Annotated in this window: 10 protein-coding genes; 3 read left to right on the top strand and 7 right to left on the bottom strand. The window is 42.2% G+C overall.

Annotated elements, in window-relative coordinates:
- Positions 1–3 precede the first annotated feature (3 nt).
- Together BUE31_RS29885 and lpdA are read right to left on the bottom strand one after the other, a co-directional pair.
- Complete coding sequence (locus BUE31_RS29885; protein WP_083620528.1) at positions 4–2,685, bottom strand: T9SS type A sorting domain-containing protein; 2,682 nt, start codon at positions 2,683–2,685, stop codon at positions 4–6.
- Positions 2,686–3,266: 581 nt separating this feature from the next.
- Positions 3,267–4,670: a dihydrolipoyl dehydrogenase gene (gene lpdA, locus BUE31_RS29880; protein ID WP_073407596.1), complete on the bottom strand. Its 1,404-nt coding sequence runs from the start codon at positions 4,668–4,670 to the stop codon at positions 3,267–3,269.
- Between the two features lie 278 nt (positions 4,671–4,948).
- On the opposite strand from lpdA, the gene BUE31_RS29875 reads away from it, so the two are divergent.
- A complete protein-coding gene (locus BUE31_RS29875) occupies positions 4,949–5,380 on the top strand; it encodes a hypothetical protein (protein WP_073407595.1) in 432 nt (143 codons plus the stop codon).
- Between the two features lie 243 nt (positions 5,381–5,623).
- The gene (locus tag BUE31_RS29870; RefSeq protein WP_073407594.1) at positions 5,624–7,915 is read left to right on the top strand and encodes a family 20 glycosylhydrolase; all 2,292 of its coding nucleotides are present in this window, start codon (positions 5,624–5,626) and stop codon (positions 7,913–7,915) included.
- A gap of 230 nt (positions 7,916–8,145) precedes the next feature.
- Here the strand turns inward: BUE31_RS29870 and recA are convergent, their stop codons facing one another.
- The 4 genes from recA to BUE31_RS29850 all read right to left on the bottom strand — a co-directional run bounded on the left by recA (position 8,146) and on the right by BUE31_RS29850 (position 11,370).
- Positions 8,146–9,153, bottom strand: coding sequence for a recombinase RecA (gene recA / locus BUE31_RS29865; RefSeq protein ID WP_073407593.1), 1,008 nt, complete (start codon positions 9,151–9,153; stop codon positions 8,146–8,148).
- Positions 9,154–9,356: 203 nt separating this feature from the next.
- Positions 9,357–10,121: an endonuclease III gene (gene nth / locus BUE31_RS29860; protein WP_073407592.1), complete on the bottom strand. Its 765-nt coding sequence runs from the start codon at positions 10,119–10,121 to the stop codon at positions 9,357–9,359.
- A 183-nt stretch (positions 10,122–10,304) separates the two neighbouring features.
- Positions 10,305–10,451 (bottom strand): hypothetical protein, encoded by a 147-nt coding sequence (locus BUE31_RS31245; RefSeq protein ID WP_159440766.1) that lies wholly within the window; start codon positions 10,449–10,451, stop codon positions 10,305–10,307.
- Between the two features lie 334 nt (positions 10,452–10,785).
- The gene (locus BUE31_RS29850; protein WP_073407590.1) at positions 10,786–11,370 is read right to left on the bottom strand and encodes an RNA polymerase sigma factor; all 585 of its coding nucleotides are present in this window, start codon (positions 11,368–11,370) and stop codon (positions 10,786–10,788) included.
- A 467-nt stretch (positions 11,371–11,837) separates the two neighbouring features.
- Here BUE31_RS29850 and uvrA point away from each other — a divergent pair, with 467 nt between their 5' ends.
- Positions 11,838–14,777: an excinuclease ABC subunit UvrA gene (gene uvrA / locus BUE31_RS29845; protein ID WP_073407589.1), complete on the top strand. Its 2,940-nt coding sequence runs from the start codon at positions 11,838–11,840 to the stop codon at positions 14,775–14,777.
- A gap of 73 nt (positions 14,778–14,850) precedes the next feature.
- Here uvrA and nagB read toward each other — a convergent pair whose 3' ends face one another.
- Positions 14,851–16,770 (bottom strand): glucosamine-6-phosphate deaminase, encoded by a 1,920-nt coding sequence (gene nagB / locus BUE31_RS29840; RefSeq protein ID WP_073407644.1) that lies wholly within the window; start codon positions 16,768–16,770, stop codon positions 14,851–14,853.
- Between the last annotated feature and the right edge of the window lie 16 nt (positions 16,771–16,786).

The raw sequence follows: 16,786 nt of genomic DNA, 5'->3' as shown, positions 1-16,786 counted from the left end.
ATTTTACTCCGCTTTTATGAATTTTGATTTTCCTACCAAATTTCCACTATTATCTTTTAATTGAATGATATAGGTCCCCGGGGTATATTGGGTTACATCCTCGGTCCAGCTGTTGCTGCTTACCGATCTTTGCATCATCAGCTGCCCTGCCGAATTATAAATATTGGCTTTATAAGTCGGCGCTGTTGAGGTCATGGTTGATACAGATACACTGATGGTGGCTTTTGTGGGGTTGGGGTAAACATTCATTAAGCCCGCCTGACCCGCCGGGTTATAAATGATAGTTATTGCCGGCGACAGGCTGATTGCCCCTACTATGTTATCCTGCTGCAGCCGGTAGGTATTGGCCCCGGTTACCGGGCTGGGGTCAATAAAGGTATAAATGCCGCCGCCATCACCTTGTTTGCTGTACAGCGGGTTAAAGGTGGTGCCGTCCTGCTTTTGTAATACAAAGCCTGTATAATTGCTTTCCGCTTCTGTTTTCCAGCTTACCTGTACGCCTCCGCTTACTTTTTGAGCGGTAAAGTTTAACAGCCGGTACATCGGTAATGGCCGCGGGCGTACCGACAGCTCAAAACGCGACCCTCCATAGGAGGACGTATCTGCTTTACTGATATCAAATAGATACGTTCCGTATCGGCGGATATCCAGCGAGTCTTTTTTATAATGATCGATCAGGTAGATATCATACAGCGTATCAATGTTCCTGATATCTTCTATCTTTAATTTATACTGCCCGTCTGCACGGGCATTGGCATACAGTTTTACATTAACACCTTTGGTATAATCGGGCATGTGGTTTACCGAAGCGCGGATATTATCCGAAGTTAAGCTGGAGATGATAGCAGGCCCGCTTGTTGCATTCATGTCTTTCGCATCATCTTCTGCAAATGTTGCCGACCAATCTTTCCTAAAATAGATCCCGCAATAATTATATGTTACGCTATCCTTCTCTATTTTCATGTATAATCCCGTAAGCGCATTGTTTTGCGGTTCTGTTGCTGCCAGGGAGTTTTGACTATTTGATAACTTGCCGCCCACTCCTTTAACCTGTGCGTTGGGGGTTGACATGATCAATGCGGCACCAGTTAACTGGGTGGCCGGTACTTTTTCCGTTTCCTTAAAAGTCAGTGCGGTACCTGTACCAGTTGCCGTTACAAAAAAGCCTTCGCCGCTCACCGCATATCCCGCGCTTGGGGCTGATGACCCGTTTACCGTATAAGCAATATAGGTTTGGTTGGGGCTGTTCTTTGCTGATAATAAATATATGTTATTGATCCCGGAGTTATCAAGGAGAACCTGATGCAGGTCAATCGTACAGGGATATGGATTGCCTACCATGTTTAATCCCGGGTATGGATGGGTGATAGCCGTACCCGTGGTATATGATAGCGTTGTGGCGCTTGTCCATAGTTTTACCGGGATAGTCCCCTGGTTCAGGTGACCGTTTGCAGTCATCGTTACATCCACCGGCGGGGTAGCCGCCCAGGCGTCAGTCCGGCTGCTCGGCCCTACAAAGTACATTAAAAAACCATTCCCTACAGGTACATTTACGTTGGTTAGTGAGCCAATATTTTCTTTACTTGTGGTTATAAGATTTACCCCTGAACCTGTGCTTGTTGATGTGATGGCATACACAGGGGCGTGGTTGCCCTGGGTAAAGCTCCGTCCGTTATAAACCTGTGATTCATCGTAAAAATAGATCGTGGGGTTATTGTTGTTCAAACCAAATCCGTTTGTTGAGCCGCCTATGCCTATAGTTAATGCACCCGGGTAATTATTAACCCCGCCGTAGGAATGAAGGCCCAGGTAGAATAAGCCAAAAGTATTGGGTGTTGTTAGTGTGCCCGCTGCATCTGCAGTTTGGTTTACCGGCGATGATAATAACCGGTAGCCCCGGTTGCTGGATAAGCCTCCGCCACTTAAAAATCGCTCTACGTTAAAAATGCCGGTAAATACTGTGGAACTACTTGCCCCAATTGCAGCCGAGCCGGTCGCATTCGATTTTAAAGTAAATATTCCGGGACTGGTATTAGTTACAGAGGCTGTGGTTGAGGTTGGATAAATTATGGAAGCGGTACCAAGATTAAATGTCCCTGTATTTGCAATACTGCAGTTATTGCCGGTTAAATTAAATGTTGATGAAGTAGCCGTTACAGTACCATTACAATTAATTGTTGAGTTGTCGTAACTTGTAACCGTTGCACTGTTGAAAGTGACATTTGTACCCGAACTAAAAGTAAGACTAACAGCAGGATAAGCATTAACCGCTGTATTTAGGGTAACTGCTCCTGAGCCTGTAATTGTAAGTGATGTTGCAAGCAAAATTGAAACAGCACCAACATTTAAACTGTTTGCAACTGTTAAAGTTTGTCCACTTGTATTGATGGTTACGCCACCTAATAATCCTATTGTGCTATTTACGGTTATAGAGTTGGCATTAGACGCAGCCGATAACGTTATAGTAAAACCCAGCAATAATTCATTAATTGTAACATCATCAGAAACTGTTGGCACGCCACTGGGCGACCAGTTTCCGGCTGTATTCCAACTGCCGTTACCCAGGAATCCGCCCACCCACAATTTTGCAACACCAAAAGATTGATTTGATAAACAAAGCAACACCAATCCTATTAAAACCGGCTTTAAAACTCCGGAACTACAAATAGTTCGAAACTTTCCCATAATAAATACTTAAAAATAAATATTCATTGAGCACCCTGTTTAAATGAAAGTATCCCCTGAGTTAAATTTGCTTTAACCTATACAAAATAAAATAATATGTAAAGCTAATTCCATATGTGTATATTTCATACAGTTTAATAACCCATTTTCTGTGGTTAAAACACCCATTTTTCCAGATCAATACACCCGGTTATTTTGCGTAAAAACACGTATTAACCTGCGTTAAAACACCCCCTGCTTCACCATTATAACATCTTATAAAACCTATATATTTATTCCTTATACTATTATTATTATATTATTGTTACGTTAAGTTAATATTAAGTATATGCCAATGTTATGAAACAGTTTTTTAAGCTTAAGTAGCTTAAAAAGCACTATATACATAGAGGAATTTATGGCCTGTATAAGTTTTTGAAAAAGATAATGCTGAGGTAGGGGTACTGTAATAAATAACTACAGGGGCGGCAACACATTACAGTTAAGGGGGGGGTAATTGAAAAGAGATTTGACAACTTTAAAAAAGCTGCCAAATCCTAAATCATCAAAAAAATGAATCCGAATTCGAAAATTCGAAATCCTTATATATGGATCGCCCTGTTTTCAGTAGCTGCCAAGCAAGCTTCGCGCATAGCTTCTGTATAGGTAGGATGTGCATGGCTAATACGCGATATATCTTCGGCAGATGCGCGGTATTCCATTGCTACAACAGCTTCGGCTATCATATCTGCAGCGCGGGGGCCAATCATGTGCACACCTAATATTTCGTCGGTAGTTGCATCAGCAAGCACTTTTACAAATCCATCCAGATCGCCGCTGGCACGTGCACGGCCACTGGCTTTGAATGGGAACGAGCCGGTTTTATATTTTACACCTGCTGCTTTTAGTTGCTCTTCAGTTTGCCCTACTGCGGCAACTTCCGGCCAGGTATAAACAACACCGGGGATAAGGTTATAATCAATATGTGGTTTTTGTCCGGCAATAATTTCGGCAACAAGTGTGCCCTCATCTTCGGCTTTATGGGCAAGCATGGCTCCTTTTATAACGTCGCCAATGGCATAAACACCTTTTACACTGGTTTCCAAATGGTCATTAACAGTTATTTTACGCCCGCGTTCTTCAACAGTTAAGCCTATTTTATCTAAACCCAGTCCATCGGTATAAGCTATGCGGCCTACTGCCACCAGGCAATAATCACCTTTTAATTCTTTCTTTTCACCTTTAGGGTCATCAAAAGCCACGGTTACTTCTTTGCCTTTTACTGTAGCACCGGTAACCTTATGTCCCAGGTAAAACTCCATACCCAGTTTTTGCAATACCTTTTGCAACTCGCGGCCTAAACCCTTATCCATTGTAGGGATAATGCCGTCCATAAACTCAATTACAGAAACCTTTGAACCTAAACGGGCATATACCGAGCCAAGCTCCAGGCCAATAACCCCGCCGCCAATTAATACCAGGTGCTTAGGGATCTCTTTAAGCGTTAAGGCCTCTGTTGAGGTAATAATGCGTTTTTTATCGATCTTTAAAAATGGCAAAGCTGATGGCTTTGAACCGGTAGCTATAATAACGTTAGTACTGGTTATCTCGGTAGTAGTACCATCGGCTTTAGCTACAATAATGGTATTTTTATCTTTAAAGGAACCTACACCTGTGTGTACATCAATCTTGTTCTTTTTCATCAGGTAAGTAATTCCGCTGGTATTTGCGGTAACTACTTCTTCCTTACGTTTTATCATCTGCCCAAAATCAACTTTCAGGTTTTCAAGCTGGATGCCATGGGATGAAAAAGCGTGGGCAGCATTGTGGAAATGTTCGGATGAATCGAGCAGGGCCTTTGAGGGGATACAACCTACATTAAGGCAGGTACCGCCTAAAGTATTATATTTTTCAATAATCGCAGTTTTTAAACCCAGTTGGGCACAACGTATAGCGGCCACATAGCCACCTGGGCCCGAACCGATAACGATAACATCATATTGCATAAGCTTGTAATTTGTTGGAGCGCAAAGTTAAACAATATTAAAGGCCGATAAAACTGTAAGTTGATAAAGTTGACACAGGTATTATCAAGCAGGCCACCCCATAATAATTTCCTTTAAGTTATTTCAAATACCCCATGGTATTAATTTTTTTTTACAGGAAAAATGCTTTTAATAATAATTAATTACATTAAAATATTCAGTAGATTGCAGTACCTAAAATTATCAGAGCCTAAACTTATTTGCACCAACTATTTAAAAACCATTAAATTCTAAAAATCATGAAAAGAAATTTGATTTTCTCATTAATCATGGGATCTGTTTTTTTAACTATGTTGTCTTTTTCCTCAATTACAGAAAAGCCTATTAAAAAAGAAGTCCCTGTTAAATCACCTCAAAAGTTCACCTGCGTTGCTGATATGGGCCCGGTTACCCTGGTTTCTATAAACAGCTCTTCTTTTACTATTTCCTGGACATACACAGGTTCGCCTGCATCCTTTAATTATGGCGGTTATTTTAATAATACTAATGGCTCTTCCTCCCCGCTTCCACCGGGTAACGTCCAATTGCCAACAACCACATTAACGCTGTCAAGGCCAGCCGGCAGCTGCGGCTTCCGCATCGGGTTAGCTTGCGTTTGTTCTGATGGAACAGTTGTTGGTTCAGGCCATGGCATATTGTATACCTGCGGTGGTGGTGTTATACCTTTCTAATATTTTACAAAGGCTTTGATATATAAATTAAACTATTAATTATCCCCGGGTTTTTATTAACCCGGGGATTTTTTTAATGAAAAACCTGTAAGTTTATTAAGTTCTAATCGTAATTAATTTGTATCAATGTAATTACATTTAAAATGGTGCAATGATAATTAGTTATTTTATATTTCATAACCAGATAATTAGAAGTTTTACATCAATCATTCCCATTTAATAATATTACTTTTTAGAAAAAAAATGAAATCTGCAGCAACTATCCTTATTTCCTTTCTTGCTATTTTATTGCTAAACACCGCCAGCGCCCAGGACACTGACCCCTATTTGGGCATTATACCGGCACCGGCCTCGCTTGTTAAATCTCCTGGCACATTTATATTTAGCAAGCTTACAGTTGTGAAAGCTGATAACCCTAAAGATAAGGCTGTTGAGCTGTTTAAAGATTTCCTTTTAAATAATCGCGGATTAAACAACAAAGTGGTTAAATATAGCCCCAGGGTAAAAGGCAAAGGCATTTCGGTAATACTTACCGCCCGTGGTTCAGAAAACCTGCCTGCCGAAGGCTATAAATTAACTATCACGCCGCGTAAAATTACCGTTATTGGCAAAGGCGCCGGACTGTTTTATGGTATTCAAACTTTGATACAGCTGTTCCCTGTAGATCAAAAAATTGCTGCAAATCTACCCTGCCTGGTTATTAGTGATGAACCGCGCTTTGGCTACAGAGGCATGATGCTTGATGTTTCCCGGCATTTTTTTACAGTACAGCAGGTAAAAAAGGTAATAGACCTGATGGCTGCCTACAAGCTAAACAATTTTCACTGGCATTTGGTTGACGGACAAGGCTGGCGCATCGAAATAAAAAAATATCCAAAACTTACCGAAGTTGGTGGTACCCGCCAGCAAACCATGTTCGGCAACAACCGCGACTGGCCGGATGGGGAACCCTATACCGGTTTTTATACACAGGATGAGATCCGGGATGTAGTTAAATACGCATCCGGAAAATACATCAATATAGTACCCGAAATTGAAATGCCAGCCCACTCAGACGCTGCCTTACGTGCCTATCCTGAGCTGATGTGCACGCCTGATACTGCTGTTAAAACCCCGGCCCGCACAACCGGATTGTACTGCCCTACCGAAGAAACTTTTACCTTTTTGGAGAATGTGCTTACCGAAGTAATGGAGCTTTTCCCAAGCAAATACATTCATATAGGTGGAGATGAAGCCAACAAGCAGCCATGGAAAGAATCGGCTTTTTGCCAAAACCTGATCAAACAGCTTAATCTGAAAGACGAAAATGCGTTGCAAAGCTATTTTATACAGCGGATGGAAAAATTCCTGAACTCAAAAGGCAGGAGTATTATTGGCTGGGACGAGATCCTGGAGGGCGGTTTAGCACCAAACGCAACCGTAATGAGCTGGACAGGCGAGCAAGGCGGGATTGCGGCAGCACAGCAGAAACACAATGTTATTATGACGCCGCAAACCACCGGTTTGTATTTTGATCATTATCAAAGCCGTTCCCCTCTTGAGCCTGTATCATTTGGCCGATATGCCGAATTTTCTGAAACTTATAAGTACGAGCCCGTTCCCAAAGTTTTAACTGAAGATGAAAGAAAATACATTGTTGGCGTACAGGGGAATTTATGGACAGAGTATGTGCCAACAGTTGCCAAGCTGCAATACCAGATCTTACCACGCCTTTTTGCATTATCAGAAATAGCATGGAGCAAACCCGAAAGAAAAGATTACAAGGATTTTTCGGAAGTACGCCTGGCTAAACATTTTGAAAGACTTGATGCTATGCATTACAACTACCGGGTGCCCACTGCCTTTGAAGTAATTGATACCATGATGATAGGCTCCCAATTTACAATGGCTCCAAAATCAGTAGTGCCCGGGGCAAAAATAGTTTACACCCTTAACGGTCGTGATCCATTGGATACTGACCTGGGATACGAATCGCCCATTATATTTAATATCCCGGCAGGCGAAAAGCGAACTTTTAAAACTGTTGTGATAACGCCATCAGGAAGGCGCAGTTTACCCACAAGCACCGTTATGTATAACCAGGCTCCTGTTGCAGCCATTAATTATACCGGTAATAGTCAGGGCTTAAAATTTACGCTTATTAAAGGCAACTTCACCTCGCCTGACCAACTGGACTACGCGCCAACTGACACCACAGGTATAACCAAAACGTTGGAAACCGCTGAGTTCCGAAAAATCCGGCCAAGTTCAGGGATAGTTTTTGAAGGCTATATATCAATCCCTTCCGATGGGGTATATAACTTTTCAACCGCTACCTATAATGATACCCAATTATTTATTGACGATAATAAGCTGATTGAAAATGAAGTGGCGATCTCCTTGTTAAAAGGATATCATAAAATAAAGATCAAGAATTTTTATAACGCGCCCGCACCCGGCGCACGCCGCAGGGGGAACCCTACATTACGGATCTATATGATAGCGCCTGGTACAATGGATAAAAAATTGGTAACCGCGGATCTGTTGTATAATTGATAATGGGCTGTCATGCTCCTTCAAAATGGATAAAACTTGTTTAACTCGAGGTTATATATTGTTTAACGGCCTCGTTGAGGGCTTTGCCGTTTCAAAACTTCGTAAGTTTCCTTTTCCGCCAAATCCTTATAAAACAAAAAAGTCCCGGCAATTACCAGGACTTCTTCTATATCGGTGAAATCACCTTTTAAAAATCAGTGTAATCATACACTAATCAGTGAAATCAAAAACTAAACTTCAGCTAAATGATCGCCGGTTACTGTTTCTTTGATCTTAGCTTCCAACTCTTCCATCAGCTCAGGGTTATCAAGGATCAGCTGTTTAACGGCATCGCGACCCTGGCCAAGGCGGGTTTCGCCATAGCTGAACCATGAGCCTGCTTTTTTAATGATGTTGTGCTCAACACCCAGGTCAATGATCTCGCCGGCTTTTGAAATACCTTCGCCAAACATAATATCAAACTCAGCTATCCGGAATGGAGGAGCAACTTTATTTTTTACAATTTTTACTTTAACGCGGTTACCTGATACCTCATCGCTATCTTTAATTTGCGAAATGCGGCGCACATCTAAACGTACTGATGCATAAAACTTAAGGGCATTACCACCGGTAGTAGTTTCTGGGTTACCAAACATTACACCAATCTTATCACGCAGCTGATTAATAAAAATACAGCAACATCCTGTTTTGCTAATAGTACCGGTTAGCTTACGCAAAGCCTGCGACATTAAACGTGCGTGTAAACCCATTTTCGAATCACCCATTTCGCCCTCAATTTCGGCTTTGGGAACAAGGGCGGCAACAGAGTCGATAACCAGAATATCGATAGCTCCTGAACGGATCAGGTTATCGGCAATTTCTAATGCCTGCTCACCATTGTCTGGCTGAGAGATTAAAAGATTCTCCACATCAACACCCAATTTCTTGGCATAAAAACGGTCGAAAGCGTGCTCAGCATCAATAAATGCGGCAATCCCCCCATTTTTTTGCGATTCGGCAATGGCGTGGATAGCCAGGGTTGTTTTACCTGATGATTCAGGCCCGTATATTTCTATAACACGGCCTTTTGGTAAACCGCCCACACCCAATGCGATGTCGAGCCCTAAAGAACCGGTTGAGATCACTTCGGTAGGTTCAATAACAGAATCGCCCAGTTTCATGATGGTGCCTTTTCCGTATGATTTTTCCAGCTTGTCTAAGGTTAGCTGTAATGCTTTTAATTTCTCTGCGCTACTCATGTTAAAAATTGTATATACAAATGTAAAATATATTATTTACAAATACTAATATTTTTAGTAATTTATTCTGCACTTGTCATTGCGAGGTACGAAGCAATCGCGAACTATGCACTACGGCTCTGTAAAGTATGCGATTGTTTCGTACCTCGCAATGACAAGCGGTTTATTATTTTTATGAAAATTACCTAACTTAACAGTATCAATCAAATATCTTTATCAACACTTCTCTTCTTCAGTTCCTTGCTAATCTTATTCAAAGCATTCTTCTTTTTCTGATCCTTCACCTTCTTCAGCTTCAACGCCTCGGCCTTTAATAAAGCCGATTCTGTATGCGTTTGTTCATAATATTTACAAAACCAGCTAATGGGACAAATCTCGCATTTGGGACTTCGGGCTACACAGATATAACGGCCATGCAGTATCAGCCAGTGATGCGCTACACCAAGTGTATCCTGCGGTAAATATTGTACCAGCTGTTTTTCAACGGCAAGCGGAGTGGTGGCTTTACTATTGGTGAGGCCTATCCGCGCAGACACCCTGAATACATGAGTATCCACCGCAATTGCAGGGGCATCAAATACCACGGACGAAATAACATTGGCTGTTTTACGACCAACGCCAGGCATTTTTTGCAGATCATCAATTCCCGAAGGCACCTCGCTATTAAAAACATCAACCAAAATTTTAGCCATGCCCACCAAATGCTTCGCTTTATTATTAGGATAGCTTACACTGCGGATATAAGTAAAAACCTCTTCAGGCGTTGAAGCAGCAAGTGATTCAGGTGTAGAAAAGCGCTCAAATAAAGCAGGTGTTACCTGGTTAATCCGCTTATCGGTACATTGTGCCGATAGGATAACAGCGATTAATAACTGGAAGGAATTACCATAATGCAACTCGGTTTCGGCATCAGGTTGATTTTTTGAAAAATATTCTACAAAATATTGATAACGTTCTTTCCTTGTCATTGATTAGTTCATAGTTAATGGATCATAGCCATTTATCCATCCGGCAAAACTACTAATAAGCTTTCAATACTATGAACTATCAACCATGAACTATGAACCAGCATAAATAGAAAGGTTCACAAATCATAGACTATTTATCACAAAACAGCTATGACCCGTGAACCAGTTAGGTAAATTGTACTACTAACGCAAACTCTTTGAATGATCGAGAATGTGGTGAATGGTTTGAACTTTAGGGCTTCTTTTCAAAAGGTCCAGATCAGCACGAAGAGAATGATAGAACATTAACTCGTCGCCTTCCAGGTTCTCCTGCAATTCCTCGTTTACCATGGCTTTGTCAGTCAGTAAATTTAAAGTCGTTGTAAAAGTTTCATCCATAAGCTTTATTAAATTTTTTTGGTTTACAGATACTAAACGAAAGCTTAAATATAATATTTTATGAAGATGAAAATTAAATGAAATTTATTTTTGAGTCCGAAAGTCGGGAATGTCCGGAAGTCCGAAAGAAAGAAGTGATGTAGCTTCAAAAACTAAATTTTCGTAAAAAAAATAACGCGAACCAGCTATTATAAAGCTAGTTCGCGTCACAAATTTTTTACTAAAGTATCTTTCTCCTTCTTTCGGTCTTTCCGACTTCCGGACATTCCCGACTTTCGGACTACAACTAATTCTTTAAACTTAATTCCTTACTCTGCATCATTTTGCGCAGGTTATTAAGGGCATAGCGCATGCGGCCAAGGGCGGTATTAATGCTTACATCGGTAATATCAGCTATTTCTTTAAAGCTCATATCCCCAAAATGGCGCATAATTAATACTTCCTTTTGCTCGGCGGGTAATAAATGAATTAATGATTTTAGGTCCTTATAAGTTTGTTCCCTAACCATGCGGTCTTCGGTACTCTCGTCATAATTGCCCAAAACTTCAAAAATGTCAAAGTCATCGCCATTGCTTATCATCGGCGCGCGCTTTTCGCGGCGGAAATGGTCTATCACCAAATTATGGGCAATCCGTGTTACCCACGGTAAAAATTTACCTTCTTCGTTATATTTTCCGGCTTTTAAAGTATTTATTACTTTAATAAAGGTATCCTGAAAAATATCCTCGGCAAGATATTCGTCTTTAACAAGCAAATAAACTGAAGTATATATTTTTGATTGATAGCGGCGGATTAATTCTACCAGCCCTCCTTCATCACCCGCAATGTAAAGATGGATTAGATCCTGGTCACTCTTCAATTGAAAATCCATAGAAAAACTACTAAACTTAATTAATCAAATATTTTATTAGAGTAGAGTTTTATCTATAGCGTTATCTTTTAGGGATTAAGAAATTGTTATCCCAAATAAAACAAATTATCACCAAAAAAACAAATATTATTTCCCACCATAACGCCACAACAGAATATTTAACATTTTTTAACACTTTGCGACACAATAAACATGCGATGTGTGCGATTGCAAAACCGGTTATTGTCAGCCCAATGCAAAGTCTGCAACAAATTGCCAATTAACCAGATACATTTCTCAAACTCATTTGGATTCTGCTAAATATTTTAGGATTTTTGCAGTTTGGGAGTAGTTCATGGTTGATAGATCATAGTTCATAGCCGGATAAGGTTAATATGAGCTATAAATCAGTAATTACAACCCAAAGTCATTCATGTTTCGGGGCAATTTACTTTGCCATGAACTATGAACCATGAACCAAGAACTCAATGAAAGAAGCAGATAAAGATCCTCAAAAACATATTATTATAAAGGGCGCAAGGGTACACAACCTTAAAAATATGGATGTGGCCATTCCTAAAAACAAGCTGGTGGTGGTTACCGGCATGTCGGGCTCTGGTAAGTCATCGCTTGCTTTTGACACCTTATATGCTGAAGGGCAGCGCCGCTATGTGGAAAGCCTTTCATCATACGCGCGCCAGTTTTTGGGAAGGATGAATAAGCCTGATGTTGATTATATAAAAGGAATTGCCCCTGCTATTGCCATTGAGCAAAAGGTAATTACATCAAATCCGCGTTCAACTGTTGGTACCTCAACCGAGATCTATGATTATTTGAAGCTACTTTTCTCGCGAATTGGTAAAACTATATCCCCAATATCAGGAGAGATAGTTAAAAAAGATTCAGTTACCGATGTCATCAATTTTATTATGACACTACCTGCCGAAACGCAGGTTACCATATTATGCCCGCTGTACCCACACAACAACCGCAGCTTAAAAGAAGAGCTGGCTGTGCTGATGCAAAAAGGTTTTGTACGTGTTGAGTTTCGCGGCAAGCTTTCAAAAATTGAAGACCTGCTGGAGGATATGAGCATCGTTGACGATGGGAGCTGGTTGGTGGAAGAGGTTAGTGGAGAAGGGGTTAAAGGCGAAAAATTAAAAGCTAAAGGCAAAAGCAAAAAGGCTAAAGTTGAAAGCGCGGAGCCGGAAGCTGAAATCTCAGGCCCTGCTTCTAAAATCATAACTAATGTTAGGATAGTTATTGACCGGATCTCAAAAAACGAAGAAGATGAAACCGTAAGCCGGTTAGGGGATTCTATCCAAACTGCATTTTTTGAAGGCAAAGGAGATTGCTATGTACGCTTTACCGAGCCTGACGCAGATAAGGAAACCGAACGCTTTTTTTGCGACAGGTTCGAGCTGGATGGGATCCGCTTTGAAGAGCCTACGCCAAACTTTTTCAGTTTTAATAATCCTTACGGCGCTTGTAAACGCTGCGAAGGTTACGGTAAAGTAATAGGCATTGATGAGGATTTAGTAATTCCCGATAAAAGTAAAAGTGTTTATGAAGGCGCCATTGCACCATGGCGCGGCGAAAAGATGCGCGAATGGAATGAGGTGCTTATTAAAAATGCGCTGAAATTTGATTTCCCTATCCATCGCCAATACAACCAGCTTTCCGAGCAGCAGCAAAGATTATTGTGGAAAGGTAATAGCTATTTCCGTGGCCTTGATGATTTTTTCAAGGAGATGGAGGAGCAAACTTATAAAATTCAGTACCGGGTTTTGCTCTCGCGATATAGGGGAAAGACTACCTGCCCTGAATGTAAAGGAAGCCGCTTAAGGCAGGATGCATCCTACGTAAAGATCAACGGCAAATCAATTACCGATGTGGTTTTGATGGCCCTGGATAAGGCGCTTGATTTCTTTAAAACCATTGAGCTTAACGAAACTGATGCAAAAATAGGCAAGCGTTTGCTGATGGAAATAACTAACCGGCTTTTGTTTTTGAACGATGTTGGCTTAAGCTATTTAACGCTTAACCGGTTGTCAAATACATTATCAGGCGGTGAATCGCAACGGATCAATTTAGCAACCTCTTTAGGCAGCAGCCTGGTAGGTTCAGTTTATGTACTGGATGAGCCGAGCATTGGCTTGCACCCGCGCGATACGCAACGCTTGATTGGTGTGCTAAAATCCCTGCGTGATGTTGGCAACACCGTACTGGTGGTTGAGCACGAGGAAGAAATAATGAAAGCTGCCGATCACATTATTGATATTGGCCCCGAAGCCGGTACACATGGCGGCAACCTGATGTTCAGCGGTACTTATGATGAAATTATAAAGGATGACAACAGCTTAACTGGTCGTTACCTGAGTGGCAAGGAAGAAATTGCCATCCCGAAAAGCCGACGCAAATGGAACGACTTTATAGAGATTAAAGGCGCAAGGGAAAATAACCTGCAGCATGTAAATGCCAAATTCCCATTAGGGATTTTAACAGTGGTAACCGGTGTATCCGGCTCGGGTAAAACAAGTTTGGTAAAACGCATCCTGGCCCCTGCCCTGCAAAAAACACTCGGCAATTATAATGCGGAGCAAACCGGCGCCTATGACAGTATTGAAGGCGATTACCAGAAAATTGAACAGGTTGAAATGGTTGATCAAAATCCGATCGGCCGTTCATCACGATCAAACCCGGTTACTTATGTAAAGGCCTGGGACGAGATCCGCAATCTGTATGCTGCGCTGCCTGTTGCGAAGGCTGCTGGCCTAAAGCCATCTGCATTTTCCTTTAACGTGGAAGGCGGCCGCTGTGATGTTTGCCAAGGCGAAGGTGAGGTAAAAATAGAGATGCAGTTTATGGCCGATATATTTTTAACCTGCGAAACCTGCGGCGGCAAACGTTTTAAACAGCACATTTTGGATGTTACTTACCATGATAAAAATGTATCGGATGTTTTAAGCATGACGATTGAGGAAGGCCTGGAATTTTTCGCCAAAGAGCCAAAGATCATCGCTAAAATAAAACCGTTGATGGATGTTGGCTTAGGCTATGTGCAGTTGGGCCAATCTTCAAATACCTTATCCGGCGGCGAAGCACAGCGGATTAAGCTGGCATCTTTCCTTGTTAAAGGGAACAATACTCATAAAACACTTTTCATTTTTGATGAGCCAACTACCGGCTTGCATTTTGCCGATATTAAAAAACTGTTGAAATCATTTGATGCACTCCTTGATCATGGCAACACCATTATAGTTATTGAACACAATATGGATGTGATAAAATGCGCCGACTGGGTGATTGATATCGGCCCCGAAGGCGGTGATCGCGGCGGAAAAGTTGTATTTGAAGGCTTGCCGGAGAATTTGATAAAGGAAAAAGATTCTTATACAGGCAAATTCCTGAAGGAAAGATTTATGTGATTTCACAGATTATGAAAAATGATTACACCGATTTAAAAGGCAATCGGTGTAATCCTATCAAAATCAGTGCAATCTAGAAATGATACCTAACAAAAGCTTCCATAGCCTCATACTCAGCCATGCCCAGCTTGTCATAAGCCCTGGCAGTTTCTCTTGTACGGTCTTCAGCTCTCACCCAAAACTCCCTGGCATCATCACCCGGGAATACAGGCCTGTCTTTTTGACTTTGGTGTTTGAAGATGGCATTCCTTTTCCTGATCACCTCCTGTGGGGATAACGGTACGGCCATTTCTATTTCATGGGTTTCAAACTCCAGCCAGGCACCCCGGTACATCCACAACCAGCAGTCTTTTACCCAGTCTTCCGTTTCCCTTAGTCTTTTTAAGGCGGCTATAATGATGTTAAAACAAACCAGGTGCGTTCCGTTCGGGTCGGCAAAGTCGCCCGCTGCAAAGATCTGCTGCGGTTTTACTTTTTGCAGCAGCTCAATGGTGAGCTTGATGTCTGCCTCGCCTGCCGTGTTCTTCTTGATCTTGCCGGTTTCATAAAACGGCAGGGCCATAAAGTGGATATGGTCGTCCTGTAATCCGGCATACCTTGCTCCCGAGATCGCTTCTGTCTTTCTTATAAATCCTTTTACATCCCTGATCTCTTTGGTATCTACCTGGTTGGGCTTTTTGGTCGGGATAAAGGCCCGCATCTCTTCATATACCTTTTTTAACTTGGTATTGTCATCGCCTATGCTGTTGTTAAAATCTATTGCAAATTCTACGAATCTTAGCACGTCATCATCCCATACGGCCGTATTGCCCGAGGTTTGGTAAGCTACATGCACATCATGCCCCTGGTCAACTAGCCGGATAAAGGTGCCGCCCATGGAGATCACATCATCATCCGGGTGGGGAGAGAAGATGATCGAGCGTTTCCTTGCAGGCTGTGCTCTTTCCGGTCTTTGGCTGTCATCCGCATCCGGTTTACCTCCCGGCCAGCCGGTAATGGTATGCTGCAGCTGGTTAAAAATATCGATGTTGATATTGTATACCGGGCCCTGCTCTACTGCAAGCTGGGCCATGCCATGGTTGTTATAATCTTCTTCGGTAAGTTTCAGGATCGGTTTGTTCAGGTTATCGGCCAACCAGATCACCGCTTTCTTTTTCAGACCGTTTTCCCATACGCAGTCTTTTACCAGCCATGGGGTATTGAACCGAGTTAATGAACTTGCAGCAGGTTCATCCAACACAAATTCCACATTATCCGAGAGCTGCAGGTAAGTAGCCGGTACATCACCGGAGATCTCGCCTTCTACCGCTTTTTTGATGATCGGCGCTTTCTTCCCGCTCCAGGCCATCAGGATGATCTCTCTAGCTTTGAAGATGGTGCCGATGCCCATGGTGATGGCCTTGGTAGGCACATTCTGTTTACCGCCAAAGTCTCTTGAAGCATCATTCCGGGTCAAATCATCCAGGGTTACCAGCCGGGTACCCGAGTTGGGCGCCGAGCCCGGCTCGTTAAAGCCGATGTGGCCGGTTCGGCCAATCCCTAAGATCTGCAGATCCAGTCCACCCAATGCGGTGATCTTTTTTTCATAATCCAAGCAAAAGGCGGCTACCGCTTCCTGGTCAAGGGTGCCATCAGGGATGTGCACATTATCTTTATCGATATCTACATGCGAGAACAGGTTCTCATTCATGAACGTTACATAGCTTTGTGCCGCATTAGGCTGCATGGGGTAGTATTCGTCCAGGTTAAAGGTGATCACGTTTTTAAAGCTTAAGCCTTCCTGCTGGTGCTGGCGCACCAGCTCGGCATATACCCCTATCGGGGTTACACCAGTGGCTAAGCCCAGCACGGTCTTTTCGCCTTTTGCAGTTTTGCTCTTTATCAGCTTGGCTATTCGCTGGGCTACTGCCAGCGATGCTTCTTTCTGATTGCTGTACACCGTTACCGGCAGCTTCTCGTAACGCGTCTCTTCTAGTAAATTTAATCTCGCCATTGGGTTGGTTGGGTTG

This window comes from Mucilaginibacter sp. OK098 (assembly GCF_900142915.1).
Lineage (GTDB): Bacteria > Bacteroidota > Bacteroidia > Sphingobacteriales > Sphingobacteriaceae > Mucilaginibacter.
Note: the sequence above shows the minus strand (reverse complement) of the source record. Positions and strands in the feature narration are given on the sequence as shown.